Raw genomic sequence first — 26861 nt, forward strand, 5'->3', positions numbered from 1 at the left:
ATTGGGATGAAGAGAGCTTTGTTATTCACCTTGAGTTGCTTTGTGCTACACCTTGTTTATGCGCAGTACGAAAGGCCAGATTTACTGCCATTCCCTCAAAAAGTGGAGTGGAAAGATGGATTTGTTAATTTGGCTGGTACAACATTGAGTCTGCCTGATTCTTTGATGAATATGGTGCAACAGCAACTTAATGAGCTAGGTTGTACGGTAGAGCAGAAGAGTGATAGGCATCTTGAAATAAAGATGGTTGAAGCATTGAAGGATGTTCCACTTAATCAGGATGAAGCTTATCATCTTACTATCAATGAGACTAACATTTCTATTAGGGCAGTTACAAAAACAGGTATTTACAGAGCTTTACAAACCTTAAATCAATTGGTGGTCAAACAGGGAGCAGATCTTATCGCACCTAATTGTCACATTGTTGACTGGCCCGCATTCAAGATTCGTGGTTTTATGCACGATGTGGGGCGCAGTTATATTCCTGTTGAAGAATTGAAGAAGCAAATTGCATTGCTGTCACAATTCAAGATCAATGTTTTTCACTGGCACCTGACCGAAGATATTGCCTGGCGATTGGAAAGTAAAGTTTTTCCACAGCTTAATGATAGTTCCAATTTTGAACGTCAGGCAGGAAAATACTACACCATTGAAGAGGTCAAAGACCTGGTGAAATTCTGCCAGGAGCATCATGTGTTATTGATTCCCGAAATTGATATGCCTGGGCACAGTGCGGCTTTTACTCGTGCTTTAGGTCACGATATGCAATCGCCTGAAGGCATGAAGCTACTCAAACAGTTGATGGATGAAGTATGCGAGGTGTTTGCCGATGTGCCTTACATTCATATTGGCACGGATGAGGTGAAATTCACGAACCCGGATTTTGTACCGGAGATGGTGGGGTATATCCGAAGTAAGGGAAAGAAAGTAATCAGCTGGAATCCGGGATGGAACTATAAACAGGGCGAGATAGACATGTTGCAAATGTGGAGTGCACGTGGTAAAGTGCATCCGGGTATTCCGGCCATTGATTCCCGTCTGCACTACATCAATCATTTCGATACGTTTGCTGATATCATCGCCTTATACCATAGTAATGTGGCGGGCGTTAGTGAAGCCAACGCAGATGTCGTTGGTTCGATAGTTGCCATTTGGAATGACCGTTATGTGGATGAAACAAAACAGGTTATTGCTGAGAATGGTTTTTACCCTAGTATGCTGGCATTGGCTGAATCCACCTGGCAAGGAGGACGAGACAAGTACTTCTATGAGCAAGGAACTTTACTGGGGGCTGTTAATAGTGAAGACTTCAAAGTGTTTAAGGATTTTGAAGAACGCATGCTCCACTTTAAAAAGAATGTTTTTAGTGAAGAGCCTTTTGCTTATGTGAAGCAAACCAATGTAAAATGGCGCATAACAGATGCTTTTCCAAATAATGGGAATTTATCACAGGTATTTCCACCGGAGAAGAAGTTGCAAAAAGCATATGAATATCGGGAGAATGTTTATTCAACGCATGAGGTAACAGGTGCCGGAATATACCTGCGTCATGTTTGGGGAACATTAATTCCTGGTTTTTATGCTAATCCTCAGCCAAATCATACTGCTTATGCTTACACCTGGGTTTATTCACCCATTCAGCAGGAAGCTGGTATTTACGTGCGGTTCCAGAATTACGGACGATCCGAAAAAGACCTGCCACCACCTCAAGGTAAATGGGATTACAAAGGAAGTCGTATTTGGTTGAATGATAAAGAGATTCAGCCACCTGTTTGGGAAAACACGCATACCATAAAGTCCAACGAAATATCCCTGCGAAATGAAAATTGGGAGGGACGTCCTCCAATACAGGTGCAATTAAATAAGGGTTGGAACAAATTATTATTGAAATTACCGATAGGAGAATTTAAATCACCGGAAGTGCGATTGGTGAAGTGGATGTTTAATGCAGTAATTGTGACAACAGATGGTCGTCAGGCTCTTGACAATATTTTTTATTCACCTGATAAGGATTTTAAAACTGTTGAACATGAGCAATAGAGATGGACATAGAATCAATTGGGTGCTGAAATTAAGCATGCTGGCCATTCTGTTATTGATTTTTGAATCAGCCGGCTATGCTCAAAAAACTAAAGTGGCTTGTGTCGGCAATAGTGTGACATTTGGTTACCATATTGAACAGCGAGAGACAAATTGTTACCCCGCTCAACTTCAGGCTTTGTTGGGAGAGGATTACGAAGTTGGTAATTTTGGTAAGAGTGGTGCAACTTTACTGCGTAAAGGACATCGTCCATATATGGAGCAAGCCGAATTTCAGGATGCTGTTGATTTTCAGCCAGATATATTAATTGTTTCATTGGGATTGAACGATACGGATCCACGCAATTGGCCAAACTATCGTGACGATTTCATCGAAGATTATAGCGCCTTGCTGGAAAGCTTTCGGAAAGCAGATGGTTCGATGCCTGAGATATGGATTGGCCGCATGACACCCATTTTTCATACGCATCCACGATTCAACTCTGGAACGCGCGATTGGTTTTGGCAGATTCAGGCAACAATTGAGCAAGTAGCAAAAAACTGGAATGCGCGGCTTATCGATTGGCATACACCATTACATGCACGACCAGATCTGTTCCCAGACGCTTTGCACCCAACTAAAGAGGGGGCAACAATCATGGCCAAGTTGGCCTATCAACACATTACAGGCGATTTTGGTGGTTTGCAAATGGCCTCAGAGTTCAGCGATCATATGGTGTTGCAACGTGATGCGTTGATTCCGATATGGGGAACGGCTAATAGGGGTGAGCGTGTTACAGTGCAATTTAACGACACTAGTATGGACGTTGAAGCTGTATTCGACGGAAAATGGGAAGTGGAATTGCCGTCAATGCAATGGGGTGGACCTTATGCTTTAACTATTAAAACAGAAACGAAACAAATTACTATCAAGGATGTCATGTTAGGCGATGTATGGTTATGTTCCGGTCAGTCTAATATGGCATTTACGGTAAAGCAATCCAATAGAGGTCCAGAAGCTTTAAATCAAGCATTACCAAGCAATATCCGCTTGTTGAATTATCATCCATTGGCAGAAACAAATAATACTGCCTGGGATTCCATCACCTTACAAAGGGTGAATGAGTTGGAGTATCTATCAGGAAAATGGGAGTTGCCAAATAATCAGTCGGTTGGTGATTTTTCGGCTATCGGTTGGTACTTTGGAACACAGTTGGAGCAAGAGCTTAATATACCTATTGGCTTGATACAATTGGCTGTTGGAGGAAGTCCGACCGAAGCCTGGATTGACCGGAAAACGTTGGAACATCATCCGCAATTGGTGGATATGCTTTATAATTGGCAAAATAACGATCATACCATGCAATGGTGCCGTGAACGTGCAGGAGTTAATATTCAAGGTGCAAAATCAGCTTTTCAGCGCCATCCGTATCAACCGGCTTATTTATATGAATCAGGAATCAGTCAGATTGAAGGATTGGCAATAAAAGGCATATTGTGGTACCAGGGTGAATCCAATGCCCATAATGTGGAATTACATGAAGTGTTATTTCCCACAATGGTGCAATCCTGGCGCGATAGCTGGAACCAACCAGATTTACCTGTTTTATTTGCACAACTATCATCCTTGAACAGAGCAAGCTGGCCACATTTTCGCGATAGTCAGCGACGATTGGCTCAACAGCTGCCCCATGTTTCTATGGTGGTGACCAGCGATTGGGGGGATGAAACGGATGTACATCCTAAGAATAAGTATCCGGTGGCCGAACGATTTGCTAATACAGCTTTACGTGAGGTTTATGGAGAAAATGATGTGCCATTTGGAAATGTGGAGATTGAGAGCGTGAATGCAGGTAAGGATCGAATAGAAATTGTTTTTAATCATACGCAAAAGCTCCAAACAACAGGTGGAGAAAATATATGGGAACTGGAAGTAGCCGGTGAGGATGGTATATTTCATCCGGCTGATGCTACTGTAAAGAAAAATACGCTTGCCATTAAAGCTGAAAATAAATCTGTTAAAGCGATTCGATATGCCTGGAAGCCTTATTCTCAGGCTAATTTGACCAACGAAAACGGAACTCCGGTTTCTACTTTTCGAATAGATGCTCCATTTGATAACAAGACTAAATAACAGACCATGATACGCAATTCAACAAATACACGATGGTTCAGCATGCTGGGCCTAATGATTATACTGACAACTGTGCAGGGGTTGGCGCAGGAGTCTCGTTTTGGTACTTATTACCAGCAACGAAAGACATTGTTTGAAAAGTTACCAAATACTAAAAAGGAAATTATCTTTCTGGGGAACAGTATTACTGATGGCTGCGAATGGAGCGAGTTATTGCAGAATAAGCGTGTAAAAAACCGCGGAATAAGTGGCGATATTACTGAAGGAGTGCTGCATCGATTGGCCGAAGTAACCGAATCGAAACCTGCCAAAGTGTTTTTGCTGATTGGTGTTAATGACTTGGCGCGGGGCATTTCGAACGATACCATTTTCTCGAATATCTGCAGAATAGCTCAGCTAATAAATGAGCAATCGCCTAAAACAAAAGTATATATTCAGAGCATTCTGCCGGTGAATCCTGATTTTGGAAAATTTACCGGACATTGCTCCAAAACCGATGATATTTTGTGGATAAATGAACAGCTGGTCAAGTGGTGCGAACATGAGCCAGCTGAATTTATTGACCTGTTTTCACACTTCAGAAATACCACTGACAACCTGATGAATCCTTCATACACAAATGATGGGCTGCATCTGACTGGTGAAGGCTATTTGCTGTGGGCCAAGATTATTAAGCCATATTTAAAATGATGTAGCTATTGACTGCTTATTAAAAAGAGAGATAAAACGAACAGATATAATTAACGATGGAAAAGATTAAAGGACTTGTAGCAGCACCTTTCACGCCAATGACGACTGATGGTGCCATTAATTTGAATATTATCCCTTCTTACTACCAATTTTTGAAACAAAATGGCGTGGCCGGTGCGTTTATTAACGGAAGTACCGGTGAAGGGGTGTCACAAACAATGCAGGAGCGCAAGCAGGTGACTGAAGCCTGGGCCAATGAAATTAAGCAGGATGCTTCGCCTATGAAGCTGATTAATTTAGTGGGAGGAACGTCTTACCAGGAATGCATTGAGCTAGCCAAACATTCACAGTCAGTAGGCGTTGATGCCATTGCCATACTAGCACCTTTTTACTTCAAGCCGCCAAGCGTTAAGGAGCTGGCTGAATTTGTAAAAATGATCGGACAAGCAGTGCCTGAATTGCCGGTATATTTCTATCATATCCCGGTGTTGACAGGTGTAGGATTTGCCATGATTGATTTAATGAAAGAACTGCATGGGCAGATGCCAAATTTTGCCGGAATTAAATACACTCATGAGGATTTCATGGATTACCTCTCATGTCTGCACTTTGCCGATGGCCAGTACGATATGCTGTGGGGAAGAGATGAGAATATGCTGTCTGCCTTAGTTTTAGGAGCCGAAGGTAGTGTTGGAAGCACATTTAACTATGCAGCTCCGCTTTATCATCAACTGATGGCAGCATACGAGAAAGGAGAAATTAAGGAAGCCCGTCTACTGCAACAGCAGTCCATCGATATGATTCGCTTATTGGGGAAATATGGAGGCATTGGCACAGGTAAAGCCTTTATGCGCTATGTTGGTATTGAATGCGGCGGATTCCGTTTGCCAGTTAAAGCCATGGCAGAAGAAGCGTATCAACAATTTGTTCAGGATGTGAAAGCGCTGGAAATGGAAGCGTTGTTTTCAAAAGGAGAGTAGCATGAGACATACAGCATTTTTTGTACTACTTTTATTATCAACGCTGCTTGGGTCTGTTAAGGCTCAACAGCATCTGACTCAGTCATCGCTGGATGTTTTACCCGCCATTAGTAAAGGCCATCCTCATCATGGTTGGGCCGGTGCCTTTATAGGTCAACATAACGATGTAGTAGTGCTGGCAGGAGGTTCTGCTTTTCCAGATGCCAAACCATGGGAAGATGGTCAAAAACAATATTCCAATGAGGTATTATTGGGGTGGGAAGAAAACGGGCAATTCACCTGGCATTTAGATAAAAATCAGTTGCCCGAATCAGCTGCAGGAGGAGCAGCTGTGTCTTTGCCAGAAGGAATTCTATGCACAGGTGGAGCCAATGAAAAGGGAATATTGGCTGAAGCATCTCTTATCAAAGTAACGAGTCAGTCTACTGAAATTTTGCCTTTTACCAATCTGCCATTTCCATTGAAAGATCACGGGATGGCCGTTATAGGTCGTGAGGTATTCATCATTGGGGGCATGACCCCTCAAGGCTACAACATGAAAGTGTTGGTGTTAAATTTGGATGCTCCAGAAAAGGGCTGGCGGATGCAAGCCGGATTGCCATATGGTATTACCAATGCCGTTGTGGAAAGCCAAATGGATGGAAACGAGCAGTGTTTATATGTGATTGGTGGCCGGTACAAGCAGGAAGGGGAGTCTATTACTACCTTTAGTGGAGAAGTATGGAAGTACATTCCATCACAACAGAAATGGGAACAAAAGAATCCGATTACGATAGCAGGGCAACGTTCCATGAAATTGGCCGCAGCAGCTGGTGTTAAGATGGGTGCTTCACACATTGTTCTAGTAGGAGGTGACAGTGGTGATGTGTTTAACCAGGTAGAAAAAGTCATTGGAATGATGGCTTCGGATAATGATTCTGTTCGTCAAAAGGCATTGGAGGAACGCAATCAGTTGTGGTTAAATCACAGTGGATTCAATAAAAAAATATTGGTTTATAATACCATTACCGATAGCTGGTTTAGTGCCGGAGAGTTGGATAGTAATGCTCCGGCTGTAACTTCAGCCGTCATTTGGAAAAATAAAGTGCTGGTGCCTTCAGGGGAGATTCGTCCGGGTATTCGCACTGACCAGGTTATTGCGTTGGATTTTGAATCGAATGGCGGATTCGGCTGGTTGAATTACCTCGTGTTGGTACTCTACTTAATAGCGATGTTGCTACTTGGCTTCTATTTTATGAAGCGTGAAGGTGATGATCAGGACTTTTTTAAAGCAGGTGGTCGTATTCCATGGTGGGCAGCTGGTATCAGTATTTTTGCCACTACCTTAAGTGCCATTACTTTTATCGCCATTCCGGCTAAAGCCTATGCTACCGACTGGCGTATGCTGATATTCAACTTTACCATTATCATGGTGGTACCGATCATTATTCGTTATTACCTGCCGTTTTTCAGGCGTTTAAATATCGGAACTGCCTATGAATATCTGGAGATGCGCTTTAACCGGACCGTGCGTTGGGTGGCGTCGGTGCTGTTTATCCTGTTTATGATCACGCGCATTGCCATTGTATTGTTTCTACCTTCATTGGCTTTACATACGGTAACTGGGTTTAGTGTTTACTGGTCTATCATCATTATGGGTGTGGTGACTATAGTGTACTGCACCAGTGGTGGTATTGAAGCAGTTGTATGGGGCGATGTTATACAGGGATTCATCCTCATGGCAGGTGCCTTATTTGCGTTGGTTTTTATGATTGGCGGAGTGGATGGCGGTTTGGGTGGTTTCATCCAGTTATCGCTTGACCAGGATAAGTTGTATTTGTTCGATACCAGCCTGGATTGGTCCAAACCGGTTATGTGGGTGGTACTTTTAGGCGGCTTTGCCAATAGTTTAATTGCCTATACCAGTGACCAATCGGTGGTACAACGCTATATGACTACCAAGGATGAGCGTGCTACGGCCAGGAGTATCTGGTTAAACGGAATTATCAGTGTGCCGGTATCGATTATTTTCTTCTTGTTAGGTACAGGCTTATACGCCTTTTATACATCCAATCCGGAAGCGATTTCCATTACGATTCCAAAACTGGATGCCGTCTTTCCGCATTTTATTGTGAGTGAGATGCCGGCAGGATTAGCAGGTTTGTTAATTGCAGCGGTTTTTGCTGCAGCTATGTCCACTTTGTCATCCAACATTAACTCGGTAGCTGCTGTGATTACATCTGATTTTTACAAAGTGCTGAAATTGAATGTGTCTGCCAAAAGTACCTTGCTGGTGGCGCGTTGGTCCGGTATCATCGTCGGAGTGTTGGGTATTGGCATGGCTTTGGTATTAGCCACCTGGGATATTGCTTCGTTATGGGATCAGTTCAATACCTTCCTGGGATTATTAACCGGAGGATTAGCAGCTTTCTTTATGATGGGTATCTTCTTTAAGCGTATTTCTGGTATTGCAGCCTTAATTGGTGTGGCAGTTGGTTTGGTGGCTTTACTTTATCTGCGTAATGCTTCCGATATGTCGTTTCTGTTGTATGGTGCAGCCGGCATTACAGTGAGCGTGTTGGTAGGATGGCTATTAAGTTTTATCTGGCCTGCTAAATTTGTAGAAAGTCAGTTAGTTTATGAAGGAATTAAAAAGAATCGGGAAAGGATTTAGTGATGAATAATAGAAAAGTTAGTAAAGAACGCATCGAACAATTAATCAACCAATATCGGAATGAATTGGAGAGTAGCGTGATTCCTTTCTGGATGAATCACTCAAAAGACACAACTCATGGTGGTTATTTTACCTGCCTGACCAGGGAAGGAGAGGTATATGATACCGACAAGTTTATCTGGTTGCAGGCCCGTGAGGTATGGCAGTTTGCTAAATTGTACAACACCTACGAACAAAGGGAAGAGTGGCTTGAAATGGCCTTGCATGGTGCCCGTTTTTTGCAGAAGCATGGCGCAGATGAGAAAGGGCAATGGTATTTTTCATTGAATCAGCAAGGTGAGCCTTTGGTTCAACCATACAATATTTTTTCGGATTGCTTTGCAACAATGGCGTTTGGCCAGTTATACAAGGCGACAGGAGATGAGGAATATGGACAGCTGGCCCGTGATACGTTTTACTCAATTCTAAAACGTCAGGATAATCCCAAAGGAACCTACAGCAAAGCGTATCCAGGAACACGGGTACTAAAGAATTTTGCATTGCCCATGATTTTATCCAATCTGGCTTTGGAAATCGAATCCCTATTACCGCAGGAAATGATTCAGGAGACATTGGACAAAATCATTCATGAGGTGATGGATGTGTTCTATTTTCCAGAAGAGGGGCTTGTTTTGGAGAACGTGAGTCCGGAAGGACAATTTGTAGATTGCTTTGAGGGGCGATTATTGAATCCGGGGCATGCCATCGAGGCCATGTGGTTTATGATGGATTTGGGCGAAAAGCTGAATCGACCTGAATTAATAGAGAAAGCCGTTAAAATCACCTTAGATACTTTGGAATATGGTTGGGATAAAGAACATGGAGGAATCGTTTATTTCATGGATTTAAAGGGCCATCCAAACCAACAGCTCGAATGGGATCAGAAGCTTTGGTGGGTACATCTGGAGACTTTGGTAGCATTGCTGAAAGGCTATTATCATACCGGAAATGAGGCTTGTTGGGAATGGTTTGAAAAAGTACATGATTATGCCTGGAATCACTTTTCAGATCCGGAGCATGGAGAATGGTTTGGCTACCTTAACCGAGAAGGAAAAGTATTGCTGTCACTAAAAGGCGGCAAGTGGAAAGGTTGCTTTCATGTGCCCAGAGGTTTGATGTTTTGTTTACAAACTTTGGAACGCATTAATGATAGGAAATAGTTTTTCCTGTTTGTATATATTTTTGAGGCCGGTTGTTACCGGCCTTTTTTGTTAAGAGTCTATTGTCAATTAAGTTTACGATAAGAGGAATGTATGCAATGGTACATTATTTTGTTATTGCATGTTTGATGTGTTATCCCCTTTATACTTCGATGGTGTTGTCCCAAATTGTTCAACAAAACACTTGCGAAAATATGCTGCATCATTAAAACCAACTTTGGTGGCCGTTTCGCTAACCGAATAGTTTCCTGATTTCAATAATTGAGCCGCATACCTGATTCGGATGGAGCGGATAAAGGTGGCAATATTATCACCGGTGAAGGTTTTAATACGCCGATAAAGCGTGGGTTGGCTCATATGCATTTTTTCAGCCAACAAGGCGGTATTGAATTGGGGATTGGTCAGGTTTTTCTCAACGATTTCAATCGCTTGTCTGATAAACTGTTCATTTTGCGGTTCAATTTCAATATTAGACGGCGATAGTGTGACTTTCTGACTGTAATATTGCTTTAAATGAGCTCTGTTTTTAAGTATGTTATCAACTTTTGTTAATAGGATTTCAGAAGTGAATGGTTTCGTAATGTAGTCATCGGCACCTGTTTCCAATCCTTCCAGCATATCACGTTCTTCACTTTTAGCCGTGAGCATTATCACTGGAATGTGGCAAAGATTGTCGTCTGTTTTAATTGTCTCGCAGAGCTGGTGTCCATCCATTAAGGGCATCATCACATCTGTAATGATTAGGTCCGGCTGTTCTTTTTCAATCTGTATTAAAGCTTCTTTTCCATTGGCAGCTTGTTGGATGGCATACTTGCTGCCAAGCAACAAGCCTAGATATTGGCGCAATTCATCGTGATCCTCAACAATCAGTACTTTAAAACTATTGGGCTCTTCATTTTGTGAAATAGTTGCTGCTGGTTGCTTTGTGGCTTCAGGAATCAAAGGCTCTTTAGTGGTTTGGCCTTCTCCTTTTTCTTTATTGCTCAAATGCTGATGGCCTAATGGTAATATTATAGTAAATTTCGCTCCTTTGCCCGGTTTACTTTTGACTGCAATGCTTCCATGATGCAGTTGTACAAGCTCTTTTACCAGTGAAAGACCAATGCCTGAGCCACTAATGTTCTTGACTGTCTGATTTTTACTTTGATAAAAGCGTTCAAATACTTTTTCGTGTTCAACTTTGGGAATTCCGGGACCACTGTCTTTAACTGAGATTAGGCACTCGTCATTCTTGCATTTAACATGGATGGATACGTTGGTTTTTTCGGGAGAGAATTTAATGGCATTTGATAGCAGGTTAGATACCACAATTTGCAGCTTCTCAACATCAAACCAAACTTTAGCAGAGGATTGATCAGAGTCAAAAATGAGCTGTACATTTCTCATTTGCGCAAAAGCTTTAAAACGCTCTGTCAACTTTTCAATGAACTCGACAATATCATTTTCGGAAGCCTGGATCTGCATTTGTCCCACTTCTACTTTGCGTAAATCGAGCAGTTGTGAGATTAAATCGTACAAATGTGTAGCCTGTTGATGAACCGTCTCCAACTGGTTTTTTGCAAATTCTGGCAGCGATGAACTTTTTAGCAAATCTTTAACAGGTGCCAGTATCAATGTGAGAGGCGTTCGTAACTCATGAGATATATTGGTGAAAAAGCGCGATTTCATCTCGGCCAGCTCATGCTCTTTGTCCTTTTCTATTCGGGCGATGTTCAACTCATGTTCCAGCTCTTTACTCTGCAGCTCTAAATCTTTGGTCCGGTAGATTTGCTTCATGCGGTAGCGGTAGAAACCTGTTAATAGCAATACGATAGCTGTCACTATCAGTAATTGTCCCCACCAGCTGGCATACCAGGCCGGATAAATTGTTACTGCAAGTTGGGCCGGTTGCTCATTCCAAACTTCATCGCAGTTGGCAGCCAAAACCTCGAACCTGTATCTGCCCGGTTTCAAGTTGTTGAAGGTCACAGCTCCTTGCGTTCCATCAACCGTTGTCCAGGTATCCTCAAATCCTGACAAACGGTACATGTACCTATTGGATTTTTGATTGAGGTATGATAATCCAACGAAGTTGACGGCAAAGCTGTTTATGGGATGATGCAGTTCGATGGCAGACGTATATGGTGCAGCTTTGGTCAGAAGCACCTTCTTATTCACAGTCTCCATCATACGAACAGGATGGTTTTGTATCTCAATTTCGGTGATATAAACAGGCGTTGAATAGTCCCTTTGCTGAATACTATCCGGATGAAAGTATAACAGGCCTTTGTTGTTGCCAAAAATGAGTTGTCCATCGGGCGTTTTAAAAACAGCGCGCAGGTTATTGGCAATATAGTAGTTGGTAAACGTTTTTGTTTGGGTATTGAACTTTGAAATGCCTGAGTTGGTGCCAATCCATAGGTCATTAACTTGAGAAGTCAAACAAGCCACAAAATTATGGCATAAGCCATCACGCTTGTCAAAAAAGTGAATGGTTGAATGCATGGCATCGTAATAGCCCAGGGCACTTCTGTAACCAATCCAGATTCGGCCATCCGGCATCTGATGAAGTGCCCACACCTCTTTATTTCCCAAAATATCGGATGAGGTGTGTAAATCGTTGAACTGGTTGAAACGAAATGAATCAAGCTCCTGATAGATGAGCTTATTAAGTCCATTTTCTGAACCTATCCATAAGGCCTTCTCCTGATCTTCCAGTATGGCCCTGATGTTGTTTCCTGATAGTTGATACTTAATCTTTGAATTAGCTTGTGTCAGATGAAATTCATTATTGTCTCTGTCATAGAGGATTAAGCCATTGCTGGTTCCTAACCAAAAACGACCTTGACTGTCAATGGTTAAAGCTTGAATTCGTCCTTCCCAATTTTCTTTTTTTGCTGGTTTGATTTCAATTTCCCGAACGATATCCTGTTCAGGTTGATAAAACAATAGCGACGATTCCAATGTACCAAACCAAATATTTCCAGACTCATCGGTAACGGATGAAAGAACAATGTCTGAAGGGATGAATCGCTTGCCTTTGCCGGAGGTAGAAAATTGTTCGATGCTGTTTGTTTGTTCAGTTGAAAGAGGCAGTTTTGTTTTCTTGATTCCCCCATGATAAAGGGCTATGTAGAGATTGTTCTGCCAATCTGAGCTGAAGCTTTTTACCTCGTATAGACTATTAAAGCGGATACGGCTGAAAAACTGTTTCTCCAGGTTGATTTTAACTGCTCCACCACCGTGCGTGCCAATCCAGATAACGCCCGAAGGGTCCGCTAAAATCGAAATCACTCGGTTCTCCAGTTTATCTTTAAACAGCGGATGATCCCAATTATAGTGTTGACTCCTGGTTTTGTTATTTAGTATGTGGACTTGGTCTAAACCATCCCAGGTGGCAATCCAGTAGTCTCCACTATAATCCTTCACAACACCGTAAACATCCTTGTGGCTGATAATCGTATTGTCATTGGATTGATGGGCTATAACCACTGTTTCTCCCGTGGACGGGTCTAAAATATAGATACCATGGCCAATGGTGGATATGATCAAATGATTGTCGATAAATGACAGGTTAGTAACAATGAACATGGGGTGCTCAGCATTGGAGCGTTCGAGTGGAAAGGAACGAAATGTATCGCTTGTAGGGTTGTAGCTAACAACCATGTTGGTATTGGTACCCATCCATAATTGGCTATCAGGCGCTTTGGCAATGCAGGAAAAAGTATCGTATAATAGGCCTCGGCTATTGGTTTTATTTCGCCATACAACATTGTAATCTTCAATCCTGCTGGCAAAATTAGCAAACTTTAGAATAGCTAGTCCCGAAGATGTGGATAGAATAAACCCCTTGTTAAAATCACCCGAAACTCCATTCACAGGGATAGAGTTAAAAGTGTCGTCAGGAGCAGGATTGATTTTGATATGCGCCAGGAATGATTCAGTTGTTGGATCAAATACATACAATCCATTGGGAGAGCCAATCCATAAATAGCCATTGGGGCATTGGTAAAGACTGAGCACTTGAAGCGAACTTTTTTCAGGATAGTAGGATTTGATATTGAATCCATCATAACGATTGAGTCCGTCTGAAGTGCCAAACCATATAAAGCCAGCTTGATCTTTAAGGATAGCGTTGACATTGTTGTCCGATAAACCTTCCTGCAAGGTAATGTACTCTGCATTGATGGAGTAGTCGGTGGCAGCTACATACTGTATGAAGTATCCTAAAATAATGATCGCAAGAAGTCTTGAACGCATTGATGGCCCCTTTTAGATAGTTGTAGTCCAAAAATACGAAAATCTATTCACCTGTTTTATTGATTTAATAAGTGAGGAGTGCAGGCTTTGTAAGTGTCAGGTAATCAGTGTTAAGAATTGGGGGTTGATTAATTAATCCATATTAATTGAATAATCTGTCCATGTGATGCCTGCACGAAAAACCATTGATTGTTGATGATTTCACCGCTGTCAGGTCGCAGCGAGGGCTGATAAATTTGTAATTGATGTATTCGCATAAAAATAACAGTCAAAATAACGTCAGATGATCAAAGGTGGTTTAATAGCTTGTATGCTGTTTATTGTTTTTAGCATCAACAGCCAAAACAATAAATGGGAAAATCAGCACATTATTCAGGAGAATAAAATGGATGCAAGGGCAACTTCATACTCTTACAGAAGTGTGAGTTCTGCCCAAAACATGGATCGGGAGCGCTCCGAAATTCAGTTATTAAATGGAGACTGGCAATTTCGTTTTACGCCAGATAGTAAAAATCGTTCTACTGATTTTGTAACTATTGATTATGATGCACATTTGTGGGATACTATTTCGGTGCCATCATGCTGGGAAATGGAAGGTTACGGAACACCTATTTATACCAATGAAGTTTATCCGTTTACGCCCAATGCCCCTTTCATCGACAGGACAAATCCTGTAGGTTCTTATATAAAAGAATTTGAATTGCCTGAAAAATGGCAGGATGAGCAGGTGATCATCCATTTCGGAGGAGTGTCATCTGCATTCTATTGCTGGTTAAACGGAGAATACGTTGGTTATAGCCAGGGCAGTCGCTTGCCAGCTGAGTTTGATTTAACCAATCACCTTCAACCGGGAAAGAATAAGCTGGCGGTTCAGGTGATTCGCTGGTCTGATGGAAGTTACCTCGAAGATCAGGATCACTGGCGAATGAGCGGTATTCATCGTGAGGTGTATTTAATGGCCCAACCAAAGATTCATGTTAATGATTTTGCCATCCGCACGCCTCTTGATAATGATTATCAAAGTGCGCTGTTTCAGATACGCCCTGAAGTGGTTGTAACTGACGGTAACAGTAAAGGTTGGATGCTGGAAGTAAACTTGCTGGACCAAAATGGAAGTTCAGTATTGGATAGCGCTATGCAGCTACCTGTAAATAGCATTATTAACGAGTGGTATCCGGCCCGTGATAATGTTTATTTCGGAAAGATGGAAGCTCGCATCGACCAACCGCGTCTTTGGAGCGATGAGGATCCTTACTTGTACACGGCCATTATTACACTGTTGGATAATGGCGGAAAGGTAGTTGAGGCGCGCAGCAGTTTTGTTGGTTTTCGTGAATACACATACAGCGATAAAGGTGCTTTTTTAGTTAACGGCAAGCCTGTAAAGCTAAAAGGAGTAAACCGCCACGACCACAGTGAGACAGGTGGTAAAACAATGACGCGAGAAGAGATGAAGCGCGATATTGAACTGATGAAAATGTACAATCTGAATGCAGTTCGTACAGCGCATTACCCTAATGATCCATATGTGTATGAGTTGTGCGATCGCTATGGTATTTACGTGATGGACGAAGCGAATATTGAGTCACACGGCTATGGAGGTAAACTGGCTAATGCTCCTTCCTGGAATCAATCATTTATGGATCGGGTGATTCTCATGGTGGAGCGCGACAAAAACCATGCATCTATTTTCTCATGGTCGCTTGGTAACGAGTCGGGATGTGGGCCTAATCATGCGGCGGCAGCTGGCTGGATTCGTGATTTCGATCCAACACGTTTAATTCATTATGAAGGAGCACAGGGTGTTCCAACACATCCTGATTACATCCCGCTCAACTCTAAGGAATGGGGTGTCAGATACCATTCAAAGATGGCCAACCCAACCGATCCGGCTTATGTGGACATGCTCAGTCGCATGTATCCTTCATTGGAACAGCTGGAAGCATTGGGAAGCAATCCTGATTTAAAAAGGCCCGTTGTGATGTGCGAATATGCGCATGCGATAGGTAATTCACTTGGACATTTAAAAGAGTACTGGGACATCGTTTACGAGCATCCGATTATTGCGGGTGGGTTTATTTGGGACTGGATTGACCAGGGTATTCGTGCTGAAGATGAAGATGGAACAGTTTTTTGGAAATATGGAGGGGACTTCGGTGATCAACCTAATCTGGGTAATTTCTGCCTCAATGGTATCGTAGGTCCGGATCGTTCTGTAAAGCCTCAATTGCAAGAATGTAAGTATGTGTTTCAGCCCATACGTTTCAAGAGCATTAATGTTAAAGAGGGACAAATTGCCATTGAAAGCTTATACAATTTCATTTCAACAAACGAGTACTATTTTAAGTGGTCGGTGTCAAAAGAAGGAAAGGAACTGCGTTCAGGCTCCATCAATGATATAGTGATTGAGCCAGGCCAGGTGCATCAATTGGTCTTGCCTCTAAATAAGATAAAGCTACAGGATGATAGTGAATATGTGGTACGTGTGAGCATGCATCATAAACACGAAACGGCCTATTCAGCAGCAGGCTATGAGGTAGCCAAACAGCAGTTCATTGTTACACCGGAGAAAATCACGGCTGATGTGTCTCCCAAAGGCAATAAAGGACTGATACTGACGCAGACGGATCAGCAGATTACGATTGCCAACAAACAGTTTGAAGTGCAGTGGTCGAAGATAAGCGGGCAACTGACGAGCTATTCAGTTAAAGGACAAAAATATATTGAGGCTGGTCCCCAGGCGAACTTCTGGCGTCCGCAAACCGATAACGATTTCCGGGGATGGAAATCACATAAGCAATCGGGCTTCTGGAAAGACATTAAAAACCTTGAACCTGAAGTAAAAGTATCTGTTGAGCAAAACGCAGCTTCATGTTACCGGGTGTATGTGGAGCAGGTATATAGTGACTCGTTGATCGTGAAAACGAAATACGATGTGGACAACCAGGCCAATGTGTTGGTGGAGATGGCTGTTGAAATGAAAGGACAATTACCGATGCCTTTAAGAATTGGCTCGGAACTGAACATTAGCCAATCACTTCAGAGTATGAAGTTCTATGGTAAAGGGCCATGGGAAAACTATAATGACAGAGCTTTTTCGGCGGAGTTGGGTGTTCATCAGGGGACAGTTAAAGATTTCATCCATCACTATGTAACGCCTCAGGAGTGCAGTAATCACACCGAGGTACGATGGCTTGAACTGACCAATGCACAAGGCAAAGGTATTCGCATTACAGGGGCACAACCATTAAGCACTTCGGTTTGGCCGTGGTCGGCTAAGAATCTGGAAGCTGCTAAGCACATTAATGAGCTGAAAACAGCACAGCATTTAACCCTTAACGTGGATCTATTGCAAGTTGGAGTAGGCGGAACAAATACCTGGTCAGAGAAATCAAAAACGATTGAAAAGTACCAGATTCAGCCAGGCAACTATACTTATTCCTATCAGATATCAGTGATTAAATAACAAAACCCAGGCATCTAAAGCAGATACTAACTACATATCTAATGAAAAAACAATATATACAGATGGCTTTATGTATAGCGCTTGTCGCCATACTGTTCGCCGGCTGTCAACCAGCAAAGAACCAGCAAGACCAAACGAAGCCAAATATCCTTTTCATCATGGCGGATGATCATTCGTTGCAGACTTTCAGTGCATACGATAATCGTTTTATTGAAACGCCTAATCTGGACAGGATTGGCGAAGAAGGTGCGATTTTCAGAAATAGTTTCGTGACGAATTCGATTTGCGGACCAAGCCGTGCCGTTATGCTCACGGGTAAACACAGTCATAAAAACGGGCACATCAATAATTCATTGACCTTTGATGGAAGTCAGGTGACTTTTCCAAAGCTATTGCGTGCAAATGGTTATCAAACCAGCATTGTGGGTAAATGGCACCTGAGAAGTTTGCCTACCGGATTCGATAACTACGAGGTGTTGATTGGTCAGGGTGATTACTATAATTCTGATTTTATTACCAATGGAGATACGATTCCTTCAGAAGGCTATGTGACCAATGTGATTACAGATAAAAGCATCAACTGGCTTGCAAATCGTGATGCTGAAAAACCCTTCTGCCTGTTAGTGCACCATAAGGCTACACACCGTATCTGGCAACCCGACACAGCTTTGTTTAAGCTGTTTAAAAACCAGGAGTTTGATGTGCCTGAAACATTCTTTGATGATTATCAGAACCGTCAGGCAGCGGCAGAACAGCGCATGCACATCGCCAATGATATGGATCTGGTATATGACCTTAAATTATTGGATGAAGAAGGGGAGATTCAAACTAAGTATCGTAAGAACTACGAACACATGATCGCCCAGCTGACACCTGAACAACGCGAGGCCTGGGACAAAGAATATGATCCTATTATTGAAGATTTCAAATCGAGAAACCTCGAAGGCAAAGAGCTGGCACTATACAAATATCAGCGATATATGCAGGATTACCTGCGTTGTGTGGCGTCGGTTGACAATAATATCGGGCGTTTATTAGACTATCTGGAGGAAAAAGGTGAGTTGGATAATACATTGATTGTCTATACTTCCGATCAGGGCTTCATCTATAGCTGATTCCTGGCGTATATCTGGAGATATAGATAATAAGTTTCATTCAATTTTGCATATTATTGATTTAAATGCCGATTTATGGAAATACGCTTCTCCAGGTCATTTTAATGATATGGATATGTCACAAGTAGGAAGGGGAATGAGTTATGAAGAAGATAAAGCCCACTTTTCTATGTGGTGTATGATGAATTCCCCATTGATGTCAGGAAACGATTTGAGTACCATATCAAAAGAAACACTTGACATATTAACCAACAAAGAAATAATAGCCTTAAATCAGGATCCACTTTGCTACCAGGCACGTAGAATAATTGACCAGGGTGATTTGGAAATTTGGGGTAAACCCCTGGGGTCAACAATGAGTGGTGAAGTGGCCGTGGCTTTACTTAACCGTAGTGAAACAGACCAGTCTATTGAATTTGATTTAGAAGCAGTGGGGATAGATGCAGAAAAAGGATATTCATATAGGGATATTTGGGCTTCATATACTTCGGAGCAAATGAAAGATACTAAACTATGTTTTGAAGTACCTGCGCATGGTGTTGTTGTTTTGCGTATCAAAGGGCACTCATTGCCATTTAACTTTTATCAATACAAATAATAATATAAATGATGAAGAGGATAATAATTATACTAGTTGCGATGATTATTGGTGTTGAATTGTTCGCTCAAAAACCGATAAGTATTATACCAAAACCGGTTTTTATTCAACAGCATACAGGAACATTTGAAATTGATGAAAAAACATCTGTTCACTTTGATACTGATCAGCTTGAATTAAAAGATGCTGTTTCTTTTTTTAAGCAAGCCATAAAAAGTATATCAGGCTATGAGCTGGCAGAAAATGGTGACTCAAAATCTATAATCCAATTCATTTTAGATACTCAAAGTGGTATCTATCCTGAGGGTTATAATCTGGTTGTGGAAGATAATTTAATAACACTAAAGGCTGGTGATAAGGCTGGTTTAGTATATGGAATACAATCTTTGTTGCAAATATTACCACCTGTTCGAACAAATGCAGCATTGGAAATTCCCTGCATGACAATCGACGATTATCCGCGTTTTAAATGGCGAGGTATGCATTTGGATGTAAGTCGTCATTTTTTCGGACCTGAAGTAATCAAAGAGTATATAGACCTGATGGCCTCTTATAAATTAAATGTATTTCACTGGCATTTAGTAGATGATACAGGATGGCGTATTGAAATAAAGAAATATCCAAAATTAACCAGCGTTGGTGCCTGGAGAGTAGATTATAACCATATTCCGTGGAGTCAACGTCCGCAGGCTAAACCAGGAGAAACACCTGATTATGGCGGCTATTATACACAGGAACAAATTAAGGAAATTGTTGAGTATGCGGCTCTTAGAAATATAACCATAGTTCCTGAAATAGAAATGCCCGGACATATCGCATCTGCAATTGCTGCCTATCCTGAGTTATCGTGTAATCAAAAAGCACAATTACCTTTAACAGGAGGTGATTATACAGGTATTTCATCAAACTATTGTGCGGGTAACGATTCAGTTTTTGATTTTCTTGAAAATATCTTAACAGAAGTAATTGATTTGTTTCCTTCTACTTATATTCATATTGGGGGAGATGAAGTAAATAAAACTTCATGGGAAAAATGTGAACGTTGTCAAAAAAGAATACATGATGAAGGTTTGAAAGATGAGCATGAACTTCAAAGCTACTTTATTAAAAGGATTGAAAAGTTTTTGTTAAGTAAGAATCGTAAATTAATTGGCTGGGACGAAATACTTGAAGGTGGTTTAGCTCCCCAGGCAACCGTGATGAGCTGGCGTGGAGAATCCGGAGGAGTCGAAGCAGCAAAGATGGGACACGATGTTGTGATGACTCCCGGAAAACCTTGTTATTTTGATCACTATCAGGCTGGACCGGCAGGAGAACCTTTGGCTATTGGTGGTTTTAATACCCTAAAAACAGTTTACGATTATGAGCCTATACCTGCTGCCCTTCCTACAGATAGTAAACAACATGTTTTAGGTGCACAGGCCAATGTGTGGACTGAGTATATTCCAACAGTATCTCATTTAGAATATATGGTATTGCCTCGTATGGCAGCTTTGGCAGAAGTAGTATGGTCACCTGCAGAAAATAAAGATTGGATTGATTTTAACAAGCGTATACAGCAACACTTTAAGACGTATGAGCAAAAAGGTTTGAATTATTGTGCAGGAAATGCAACAGTTGCTATTAAACCTGTTTCCAGCAATGGGAGTTTGCAGGTTGAGCTTTCAACAGAACTCCCTAGTGCTGAAATTTACTATACTATAGATGGAAGTGAACCAGGTAATAAAAGTTCAAAGTATTCAGAACCAGTGAATATAACCTCGTCAGCCTATTTAAAAGCTGTTTCTGTTGTAAATGGCAAAGTGATGGGGCAGGAAGCTGCAAGTCAGCATTTCGTTGTTCACCAGGCTGTAGGTCATAATGTTGATTATTTAAATCCAGTTAGCAGATATTACCAGGCTGATGGACCAAACTCGTTAACAGATGGAGTTAGAGGTACAGGAAATGTTGGAAAGTATTGGCATGGTATTGTCGGAAAAGACCTTGTAGCTACTATAGATCTTGGAGAGGTAAAAGATGTGGGTAGTATTGCTTTAGGGTGTTTGCAGAAGTATGTTGATTGGATTTTTATGCCTGAGAAAGTTGTATTTGAAACGTCTGTTAATGGACGAAAATATAAGCAGGTTGGAGAAGTCCTTAACCCGGTAGCTCCAGGAGAAGCAGAAAAGATTTACGATTTTAAAGTGTCTGTTGAAGCATTAAAGGCTCGTTTTATAAGGGTAAGTGCAGTCAGTACCGTGTGTCCTGAGGGCCATAGTGGAGCAGGCAAGCCAGCCTGGATATTTGCTGATGAAATTATTGTGGAATAAAATATATCTTCAATATATGGCAAACAAGTACGAATGATGTATAACTTTTTGACCGCACATGAAGGAATCTGAATATAGCCTTATTTTTTGGTGTCTTCGAACACTCACAAAGTGAATAGATGGAAATTACAAATTAATTGAGATTAACATGAAATGATATTGAAATAAGGCCTGATAATTATACAAAGAAGTTTTTGTTGCTAAGGAATAATGAGAATGCTTCAAATCTAAGTGAAGGAGAAAAGACTGCTATTGCATTTTCTCATTTTCTTGTTTCAATTAAAGCACTTGAATCAAAAGGTAAGTTTAAAGACTATGTTGTTTTCGTTGATGACCCAATTTCAAGTTTGGATGGGAATCATATTTTCCAAATAAATTCCCTGTTGAAAGAAGTATTTTTCACAAATGACAATCCAGGAAATGAATGGAAACTAAAATGTTATCAACTTTTTTTATCGACACATAATTTTGAATTTTTCAATCTTTTACGTGAATTACCAATGGACAAACCAACAAAAGAATCAAAATATTATATAGAAAGGTCTTTCGTCGATAATAGTTCAACATTAAAGCCATTACCACTAGTATTAGATAAATTCAAATCAGAATATCATTTTCTTTTTAAAGAAATTTTTGATTTTAGTTTACTGAAAAAACCACTTAAATCCGAGAAATTATTATTGATCCCAAACATATTAAGGAGATTTTTAGAAATGTATACACTTACAAAATATCCAAGTACGGATAATGTAGATAGAAGATCAGATAAAATCTTCACTTCTGAAATTTCTAAGAGAATATGTAAACCTTTCCATTATTTTAGCCATTTGGATAACATTGATAGAATTGGCAAACAGAGTGAATTTGTTGCTGATATTCCTGTAGCTTGTAAGGAATTAATTAATCAAATTAAAAGAAAAGACAAATTACATTTTGAAGCCTTGAAAAATGCAGTAAACAATTAAAACTATGTCTACAATAAAAATAAATCAACAACTCAAACGAATCGAAATAAAAGAATTTGAAATTGAAAATCAAGTTGTATTTAATTATTTCGATAATCTGCCTGCAAATCAACGTGATGAAAAATTACTACGAGCAATTTATATTGGAGTACTAGCTTTAATGGAAGATAGAATTTCATCATTCCTTTCAAAGACTTCGAATGAACTTGGTACCGAATTAGAAAGTCTGAAGATGATTTTTGAAATGAAAAAAGAGCTTTTTTATAAGTCAACAATCAAAGGCACCTTGGCAGAAGATGAAATTGCAGAGTTTCTCAATCAATATTTCACTGATAAAAGATTAAAAGATCGTGCATATCTGACTGGAAATACTGCAGGTAATTTACCTAAAAATAAGACTGGTGATATAATTTGCGAGGTTAATGGCACTCCAGATTTAAAAATCGCAATTGAATGTAAATTCGATAAAAGTGTTAGATTGGGCGACATAGAAAGCAAAGAAATTTTTACTCGTAAATCAGATACGGCATGGAGTCAGTTAATTGAAGCACAAGCTAACAGAGACAGTAAAGTAAGCTTGATAGTATTTGATATTTCATTAATAGAAAATTCAATTTTAAGGAATTTTGAAAATGTCGGTTATATTTCGGGAATTGGTTTTATTGCGATAATTGATTCTCAAAAAGGAAGCTATTCTAATTTAGCAATAGCTTATATGTTGGCTAGAGACATCGCATTAAATGCGAAAGAAATGGAGTTGGATAAAGATATTTTAGGAATGATTATCAACAGAATTATTAAAGATATTAATGAAGTTCTTTCAATAAAATCTTTGGTTTTAAATAATATTGATAATAACAAAGCTGTTCTAAAGCAACTTGAAAAATCTATGCTTTTAATGGAATTTAATCAAGAATATCTAAAGAGGTTTTTAAATCAAGGAACATTGACAAAAAAAGACTTGTTGGATTTTTACACTGGTGAAGATATTAAAGATAAATACAGATTAATAGGAAAAGACATAGAATCAATATGAGCTTCTCTGCATCCAAACTCATTGCCAAGTCGCTCAAAAGTGTCAACACACAAACCAAAACCTGTCAAAGAGTGTGTCTGTCCAAATCTAATAGGTACTGCAAAGTTGATATCTAATTGGTAGAAAATGAACAAATTACAATTGACACATAATTTAAGATATTTGCCGGGAAGTACTAATTTTAAGAGCGGTACATTTAATAAACAACGCAACGGGTTGATTGGTTATCGCTTTGAAATACCAAACGTTTTATATACCCACCCATAAGGATCTGTAAGCGTCTCTTTAAACACACATTAATAACTTTAAAAAGTCAGCATTATGAGTAAGTATGTAATAGGTCAAATTGTTAATCTAATAGGTCACATAGGTGATTATGAAATTAAAGCAAGTAAAAGTAGTCCATTAAAGTTTGAAAATGGATTAACCTTACCTCCAAAAGGTATAGATTATTCTTTTAAAAGAGTTGATGGTCACATGGAAAAAGATTTTGAGCCTTTTCTTAATCTCAATGAAAATATGATTAAATAGTCTCATCATACGCATAATCTAAGAGATATGCGATAATTCACCCCAACTAAATCCTGTCAAAGTTATTAATCGCTGTCTGGAAAAGTCAAGTGCGGCTGAAACAGTCTGTTTTTTAATGTCAGCCGTCCTTCGGAAACGTTCAGATTCTTTGAAAACAAAAATCTGACATGCACACTTGACCAGATTCCATCCATCTCAATGGTCAACGCCAAAATTTAATGGCGTGCCAGAGGCCCATAAAAATCCGCAGGGCAGCGGTGGATTCTATGAAAGGTTTTGATATTTATGAAACAGTCACCAAATTAATTATTGACCGTCTTGAGAAAGGAGTTATTCCATGGGCAATGCCATGGAAAACCGGCAACTCAATGCCTCGAAATCTGATAACCAATAAACCTTACAGAGGCTTTAACTTTTGGTATCTTCTTAGTTTTGGTTTTGAGCAACCTTATTTTCTTACATTTAACCAGGCAAAAGAACTTGGAGCCTCAATAAAAAAAGGGGCCAAATCATATATGGTGATCTTCTGGAAGATACTTGAATATGAAAAAGAAGATGATATAAAAAAGATGCCAATGTTAAGGTATTATCGTGTATTCCATATAAATGATGTTGAGGGGATATCAACTGACCGAATCCCAAATGATGATAAGTATGACCATCAATTTAATCCAATAGAGACCTGTGAACAATTGATCGAATCATGGAATGATATTCCACAAATCAAATTAGGTAAGAATAGTGCCTGCTATTTTCCATCATTAGACGAAGTTCATATGCCGGATCCTAAAACATTTTATAAGGATGAGGAATACTATTCAACCATATTCCATGAACTGGTTCATAGCACAGGGCACAGAAAAAGGTTAAATCGCCATGAGAAATTTTCAAACCATCATTTTGGTAGCCCTGATTACAGCCAGGAAGAATTGGTTGCAGAAATGGGTGCAGCATATCTTTGTGGAATTTGCGGCATTGAGAAGGCAACGATTGATAACAGTGCAGCCTATATAAATGGTTGGTTGAGCAAACTAAAAAGCGATAATCGTTTTATCATCTCAGCATCTGCTTTAGCTCAACATGCTGTTGATTATATTTTGGACCATCACAGTTAATGAAATGTCATAAAATTGTTGGATGAAATGAAAAAATCTGATAATAAATCACTAAATTGATGGTGCAGCAACGGTTGTGAGTTATCAATGGCATATTAATTTATCAGATTCTTAAACTTTCAAATAGCCATTGTGAAAAAGAATTAAAATCCAATCTTGGGTTTAAGAAAGCAACCAATTAATTACTAATCTTTCCGATTGTAATAATGTTGGTTGCTTTGTTTTTTTACATGCCTAATTTGTTTTTTAATGTCATCATATCCTCAGATATTTTGTTTTCCAGTACCCTTGCATAAATCTGGGTTACCTTAAGTGAGTTGTGACCTAGGACCTTTGAAACAGTTTCAATCGGAACTCCATTGGAGAGAGTCACAGTTGTGGCAAAAGTATGACGGGCCATATGCATAGTCAGGTTTTTATTAATTCCACAGATTTCTGCCAGCTCTTTCAAGTAACTGTTAAGCTTTTGATTTGATCCAACTGGTAGGATTCGGCCTTTGAGTAAAGCTTCTGGATAAAACCTGTATTTAGCCATAATATTTAGAGCATTAGGGAAAAGTGGGATGTAACATTTAGATTTTGTTTTAGTTCGATGAATGATAATCCATTGATTTCCATCATCCCTCAAATGTATATGCTCTGAATTAAGCTTTGATATATCAGAATAAGACAACCCGGTATAACATGCAAAAACAAAAATATCTCTAACTGTTGATAGTCTGTCCAATTCAATTTGTTTTGACTCTAACCTTTGTAATTCTTCCTTAGTTAGAAAATCCCTATGTGCTTCCTCCAATTTTACTTTAAATTTAGAATAAGGGTTCTTCTTTATTTTGTCCATTGATATAGCCAAATTGAGGACCCTTTTTAAATGTTTATGATAATTCCAGGCAGTATTTTGGTGAATGTTGTATTCTGATTTTAGATACATGTCAAATCTATTTAAGAAGTCATAATTGACTTCATTGACAGGAAAATCTTTGTAGGAAAGTTCATTATTAATATATTCTGCAAGTTTCTTTCTGGAAACCCTGTAATGTTTCAATGTTCTATAGGCATAACCTTTCCCAATATTATTTTCGATGGTTTTTAGGTAATAGTCAAATACCTTAAGAAAACCAATGGAATCATTGACTCCCAAATAGCGACTTTTGATAATATTAATATCAAATGGTTTGCCGATGGAAACTAACTGATATAGATATCATTTATATCAGTTGTTATTTTATTTAACCTGTTGTTAAAGGTTTGAGCTCCATTAGCAAAAGGTTCTAGTTTCTGTGTTACTTCATTCCACTCGCAAGGAAGAATGAAAATGCCAGTTGATAACTCAATTCTTTTTTGGTTTAGAGTCACTCTGATATAGAGAGGACAGGAGCCATCTTTTTTTGCTTTCCCTTTTTTAAAAGTAAAACTGCTTATTAGTCTCATATTCAATAGTTTTAAGGTGGCGAGACCTGGTCTCGGCAATATTGTTAAATAAAAGCCAATTTGGTCTCTTCGCCAAGTTCATAAATCATTAAAATGAGTCAAATAATATTTTGTCTGTCAGTGAGATATGATTTGCCGAGACCTATTTCTTTAGAAAAGTCAATAGGTCTCGATTTAGTCCCTTTTTTACCCTATTTTCTTGCTTTTTTATGAAATTTTGCTCAAATAAAAAAGCGCCTAAAACATTAGTTTTAAGCGCTTTTGGGTTGTTTTGAAGGTGTCCCCAGTACCCGAGGCGGGACTTGAACCCGCACGACCTAATGGTCACAGGATTTTAAGTCCTGCGTGTCTACCAATTCCACCACTCGGGCATCCTTGTGA

At 39.8% G+C, this 26861-nt stretch carries 17 protein-coding genes and 1 tRNA gene; 14 read left to right on the forward strand and 4 right to left on the reverse strand.

Annotated elements, in window-relative coordinates; all coding sequences use genetic code 11:
* Positions 1 to 6: 6 nt before the first annotated feature.
* Genes ACRD62_RS10650 through ACRD62_RS10675 form a run of 6 tightly spaced genes read left to right on the forward strand, consistent with a single transcriptional unit; the run spans position 7 to position 9675 of the window.
* Positions 7 to 2040, forward strand: a complete 2034-nt coding sequence (locus tag ACRD62_RS10650; protein ID WP_430820095.1) for a family 20 glycosylhydrolase — start codon at positions 7 to 9, stop codon at positions 2038 to 2040.
* A complete protein-coding gene (locus ACRD62_RS10655) occupies positions 2030 to 4153 on the forward strand; it encodes a GDSL-type esterase/lipase family protein (protein ID WP_430820096.1) in 2124 nt (707 codons plus the stop codon). Before ACRD62_RS10650 ends, ACRD62_RS10655 begins: the two co-directional genes overlap by 11 nt.
* Positions 4154 to 4159: 6 nt before the next feature.
* Positions 4160 to 4843, forward strand: a complete 684-nt coding sequence (locus ACRD62_RS10660; RefSeq protein WP_430820097.1) for a GDSL-type esterase/lipase family protein — start codon at positions 4160 to 4162, stop codon at positions 4841 to 4843.
* 56 nt (positions 4844 to 4899) lie between these two features.
* Positions 4900 to 5823 (forward strand): dihydrodipicolinate synthase family protein, encoded by a 924-nt coding sequence (locus ACRD62_RS10665; RefSeq protein ID WP_430820098.1) that lies wholly within the window; start codon positions 4900 to 4902, stop codon positions 5821 to 5823.
* A 1-nt stretch (position 5824) separates the two neighbouring features.
* The gene (locus ACRD62_RS10670; protein ID WP_430820099.1) at positions 5825 to 8476 is read left to right on the forward strand and encodes a sodium:solute symporter family protein; all 2652 of its coding nucleotides are present in this window, start codon (positions 5825 to 5827) and stop codon (positions 8474 to 8476) included.
* A 2-nt stretch (positions 8477 to 8478) separates the two neighbouring features.
* Positions 8479 to 9675: a n-acyl-d-glucosamine 2-epimerase gene (locus ACRD62_RS10675; protein WP_430820100.1), complete on the forward strand. Its 1197-nt coding sequence runs from the start codon at positions 8479 to 8481 to the stop codon at positions 9673 to 9675.
* A gap of 114 nt (positions 9676 to 9789) precedes the next feature.
* Here the strand turns inward: ACRD62_RS10675 and ACRD62_RS10680 are convergent, their stop codons facing one another.
* Entirely contained in the window at positions 9790 to 13914 is a 4125-nt protein-coding gene (locus ACRD62_RS10680; RefSeq protein ID WP_430820101.1) for a two-component regulator propeller domain-containing protein, read from the reverse strand.
* A gap of 283 nt (positions 13915 to 14197) precedes the next feature.
* Here ACRD62_RS10680 and ACRD62_RS10685 point away from each other — a divergent pair, with 283 nt between their 5' ends.
* The 8 genes from ACRD62_RS10685 to ACRD62_RS10720 all read left to right on the forward strand — a co-directional run bounded on the left by ACRD62_RS10685 (position 14198) and on the right by ACRD62_RS10720 (position 25049).
* Positions 14198 to 17380, forward strand: coding sequence for a glycoside hydrolase family 2 TIM barrel-domain containing protein (locus ACRD62_RS10685; RefSeq protein ID WP_430820102.1), 3183 nt, complete (start codon positions 14198 to 14200; stop codon positions 17378 to 17380).
* 158 nt (positions 17381 to 17538) lie between these two features.
* Positions 17539 to 18495 carry a sulfatase-like hydrolase/transferase gene (locus ACRD62_RS10690; RefSeq protein ID WP_430820103.1) on the forward strand — a complete coding sequence of 319 codons (957 nt, stop codon included), beginning with the start codon at positions 17539 to 17541 and terminating at the stop codon, positions 18493 to 18495.
* Positions 18458 to 19093 carry an alpha-galactosidase gene (locus ACRD62_RS10695; RefSeq protein WP_430820104.1) on the forward strand — a complete coding sequence of 212 codons (636 nt, stop codon included), beginning with the start codon at positions 18458 to 18460 and terminating at the stop codon, positions 19091 to 19093. Before ACRD62_RS10690 ends, ACRD62_RS10695 begins: the two co-directional genes overlap by 38 nt.
* A gap of 8 nt (positions 19094 to 19101) precedes the next feature.
* Entirely contained in the window at positions 19102 to 21402 is a 2301-nt protein-coding gene (locus tag ACRD62_RS10700; RefSeq protein ID WP_430820105.1) for a glycoside hydrolase family 20 protein, read from the forward strand.
* 194 nt (positions 21403 to 21596) lie between these two features.
* Positions 21597 to 22367: an AAA family ATPase gene (locus tag ACRD62_RS10705; RefSeq protein WP_430820106.1), complete on the forward strand. Its 771-nt coding sequence runs from the start codon at positions 21597 to 21599 to the stop codon at positions 22365 to 22367.
* A gap of 4 nt (positions 22368 to 22371) precedes the next feature.
* Positions 22372 to 23403, forward strand: a complete 1032-nt coding sequence (locus tag ACRD62_RS10710) for a hypothetical protein (protein ID WP_430820107.1) — start codon at positions 22372 to 22374, stop codon at positions 23401 to 23403.
* Between the two features lie 321 nt (positions 23404 to 23724).
* On the forward strand, positions 23725 to 23934 hold the full coding sequence (locus ACRD62_RS10715) for a hypothetical protein (protein WP_430820108.1): 210 nt from the start codon (positions 23725 to 23727) through the stop codon (positions 23932 to 23934).
* A gap of 218 nt (positions 23935 to 24152) precedes the next feature.
* A complete protein-coding gene (locus ACRD62_RS10720; protein WP_430820109.1) occupies positions 24153 to 25049 on the forward strand; it encodes an ArdC family protein in 897 nt (298 codons plus the stop codon).
* Positions 25050 to 25275: 226 nt separating this feature from the next.
* Here ACRD62_RS10720 and ACRD62_RS10725 read toward each other — a convergent pair whose 3' ends face one another.
* From ACRD62_RS10725 to ACRD62_RS10735, 3 genes are all read right to left on the reverse strand, one after another.
* Positions 25276 to 26190, reverse strand: coding sequence for a site-specific integrase (locus ACRD62_RS10725; protein WP_430820110.1), 915 nt, complete (start codon positions 26188 to 26190; stop codon positions 25276 to 25278).
* Between the two features lie 47 nt (positions 26191 to 26237).
* Entirely contained in the window at positions 26238 to 26480 is a 243-nt protein-coding gene (locus tag ACRD62_RS10730) for an Arm DNA-binding domain-containing protein (RefSeq protein WP_430820111.1), read from the reverse strand.
* Between the two features lie 287 nt (positions 26481 to 26767).
* Positions 26768 to 26851, reverse strand: a tRNA-Leu gene (locus ACRD62_RS10735).
* Positions 26852 to 26861 lie beyond the last annotated feature (10 nt).

The sequence above is a fragment of the Carboxylicivirga caseinilyticus genome (genome assembly GCF_050589785.1).
GTDB lineage: Bacteria > Bacteroidota > Bacteroidia > Bacteroidales > Marinilabiliaceae > Carboxylicivirga > Carboxylicivirga caseinilyticus.

Coding starts and splice junctions, on each gene's coding strand:
- ACRD62_RS10685 (WP_430820102.1), top strand. CDS start 14,198: ATGATCAAAGGTGGTTTAATAGCTTGTATGCTGTTTATTGTTTTTAGC.
- ACRD62_RS10660 (WP_430820097.1), top strand. CDS start 4,160: ATGATACGCAATTCAACAAATACACGATGGTTCAGCATGCTGGGCCTA.
- ACRD62_RS10710 (WP_430820107.1), top strand. CDS start 22,372: ATGTCTACAATAAAAATAAATCAACAACTCAAACGAATCGAAATAAAA.
- ACRD62_RS10700 (WP_430820105.1), top strand. CDS start 19,102: ATGATGAAGAGGATAATAATTATACTAGTTGCGATGATTATTGGTGTT.
- ACRD62_RS10720 (WP_430820109.1), top strand. CDS start 24,153: ATGGCGTGCCAGAGGCCCATAAAAATCCGCAGGGCAGCGGTGGATTCT.
- ACRD62_RS10715 (WP_430820108.1), top strand. CDS start 23,725: ATGAGTAAGTATGTAATAGGTCAAATTGTTAATCTAATAGGTCACATA.
- ACRD62_RS10730 (WP_430820111.1), bottom strand. CDS start 26,480: ATGAGACTAATAAGCAGTTTTACTTTTAAAAAAGGGAAAGCAAAAAAA.
- ACRD62_RS10675 (WP_430820100.1), top strand. CDS start 8,479: ATGAATAATAGAAAAGTTAGTAAAGAACGCATCGAACAATTAATCAAC.
- ACRD62_RS10680 (WP_430820101.1), bottom strand. CDS start 13,914: ATGCGTTCAAGACTTCTTGCGATCATTATTTTAGGATACTTCATACAG.
- ACRD62_RS10650 (WP_430820095.1), top strand. CDS start 7: ATGAAGAGAGCTTTGTTATTCACCTTGAGTTGCTTTGTGCTACACCTT.
- ACRD62_RS10670 (WP_430820099.1), top strand. CDS start 5,825: ATGAGACATACAGCATTTTTTGTACTACTTTTATTATCAACGCTGCTT.
- ACRD62_RS10665 (WP_430820098.1), top strand. CDS start 4,900: ATGGAAAAGATTAAAGGACTTGTAGCAGCACCTTTCACGCCAATGACG.
- ACRD62_RS10690 (WP_430820103.1), top strand. CDS start 17,539: ATGGCGGATGATCATTCGTTGCAGACTTTCAGTGCATACGATAATCGT.
- ACRD62_RS10655 (WP_430820096.1), top strand. CDS start 2,030: ATGAGCAATAGAGATGGACATAGAATCAATTGGGTGCTGAAATTAAGC.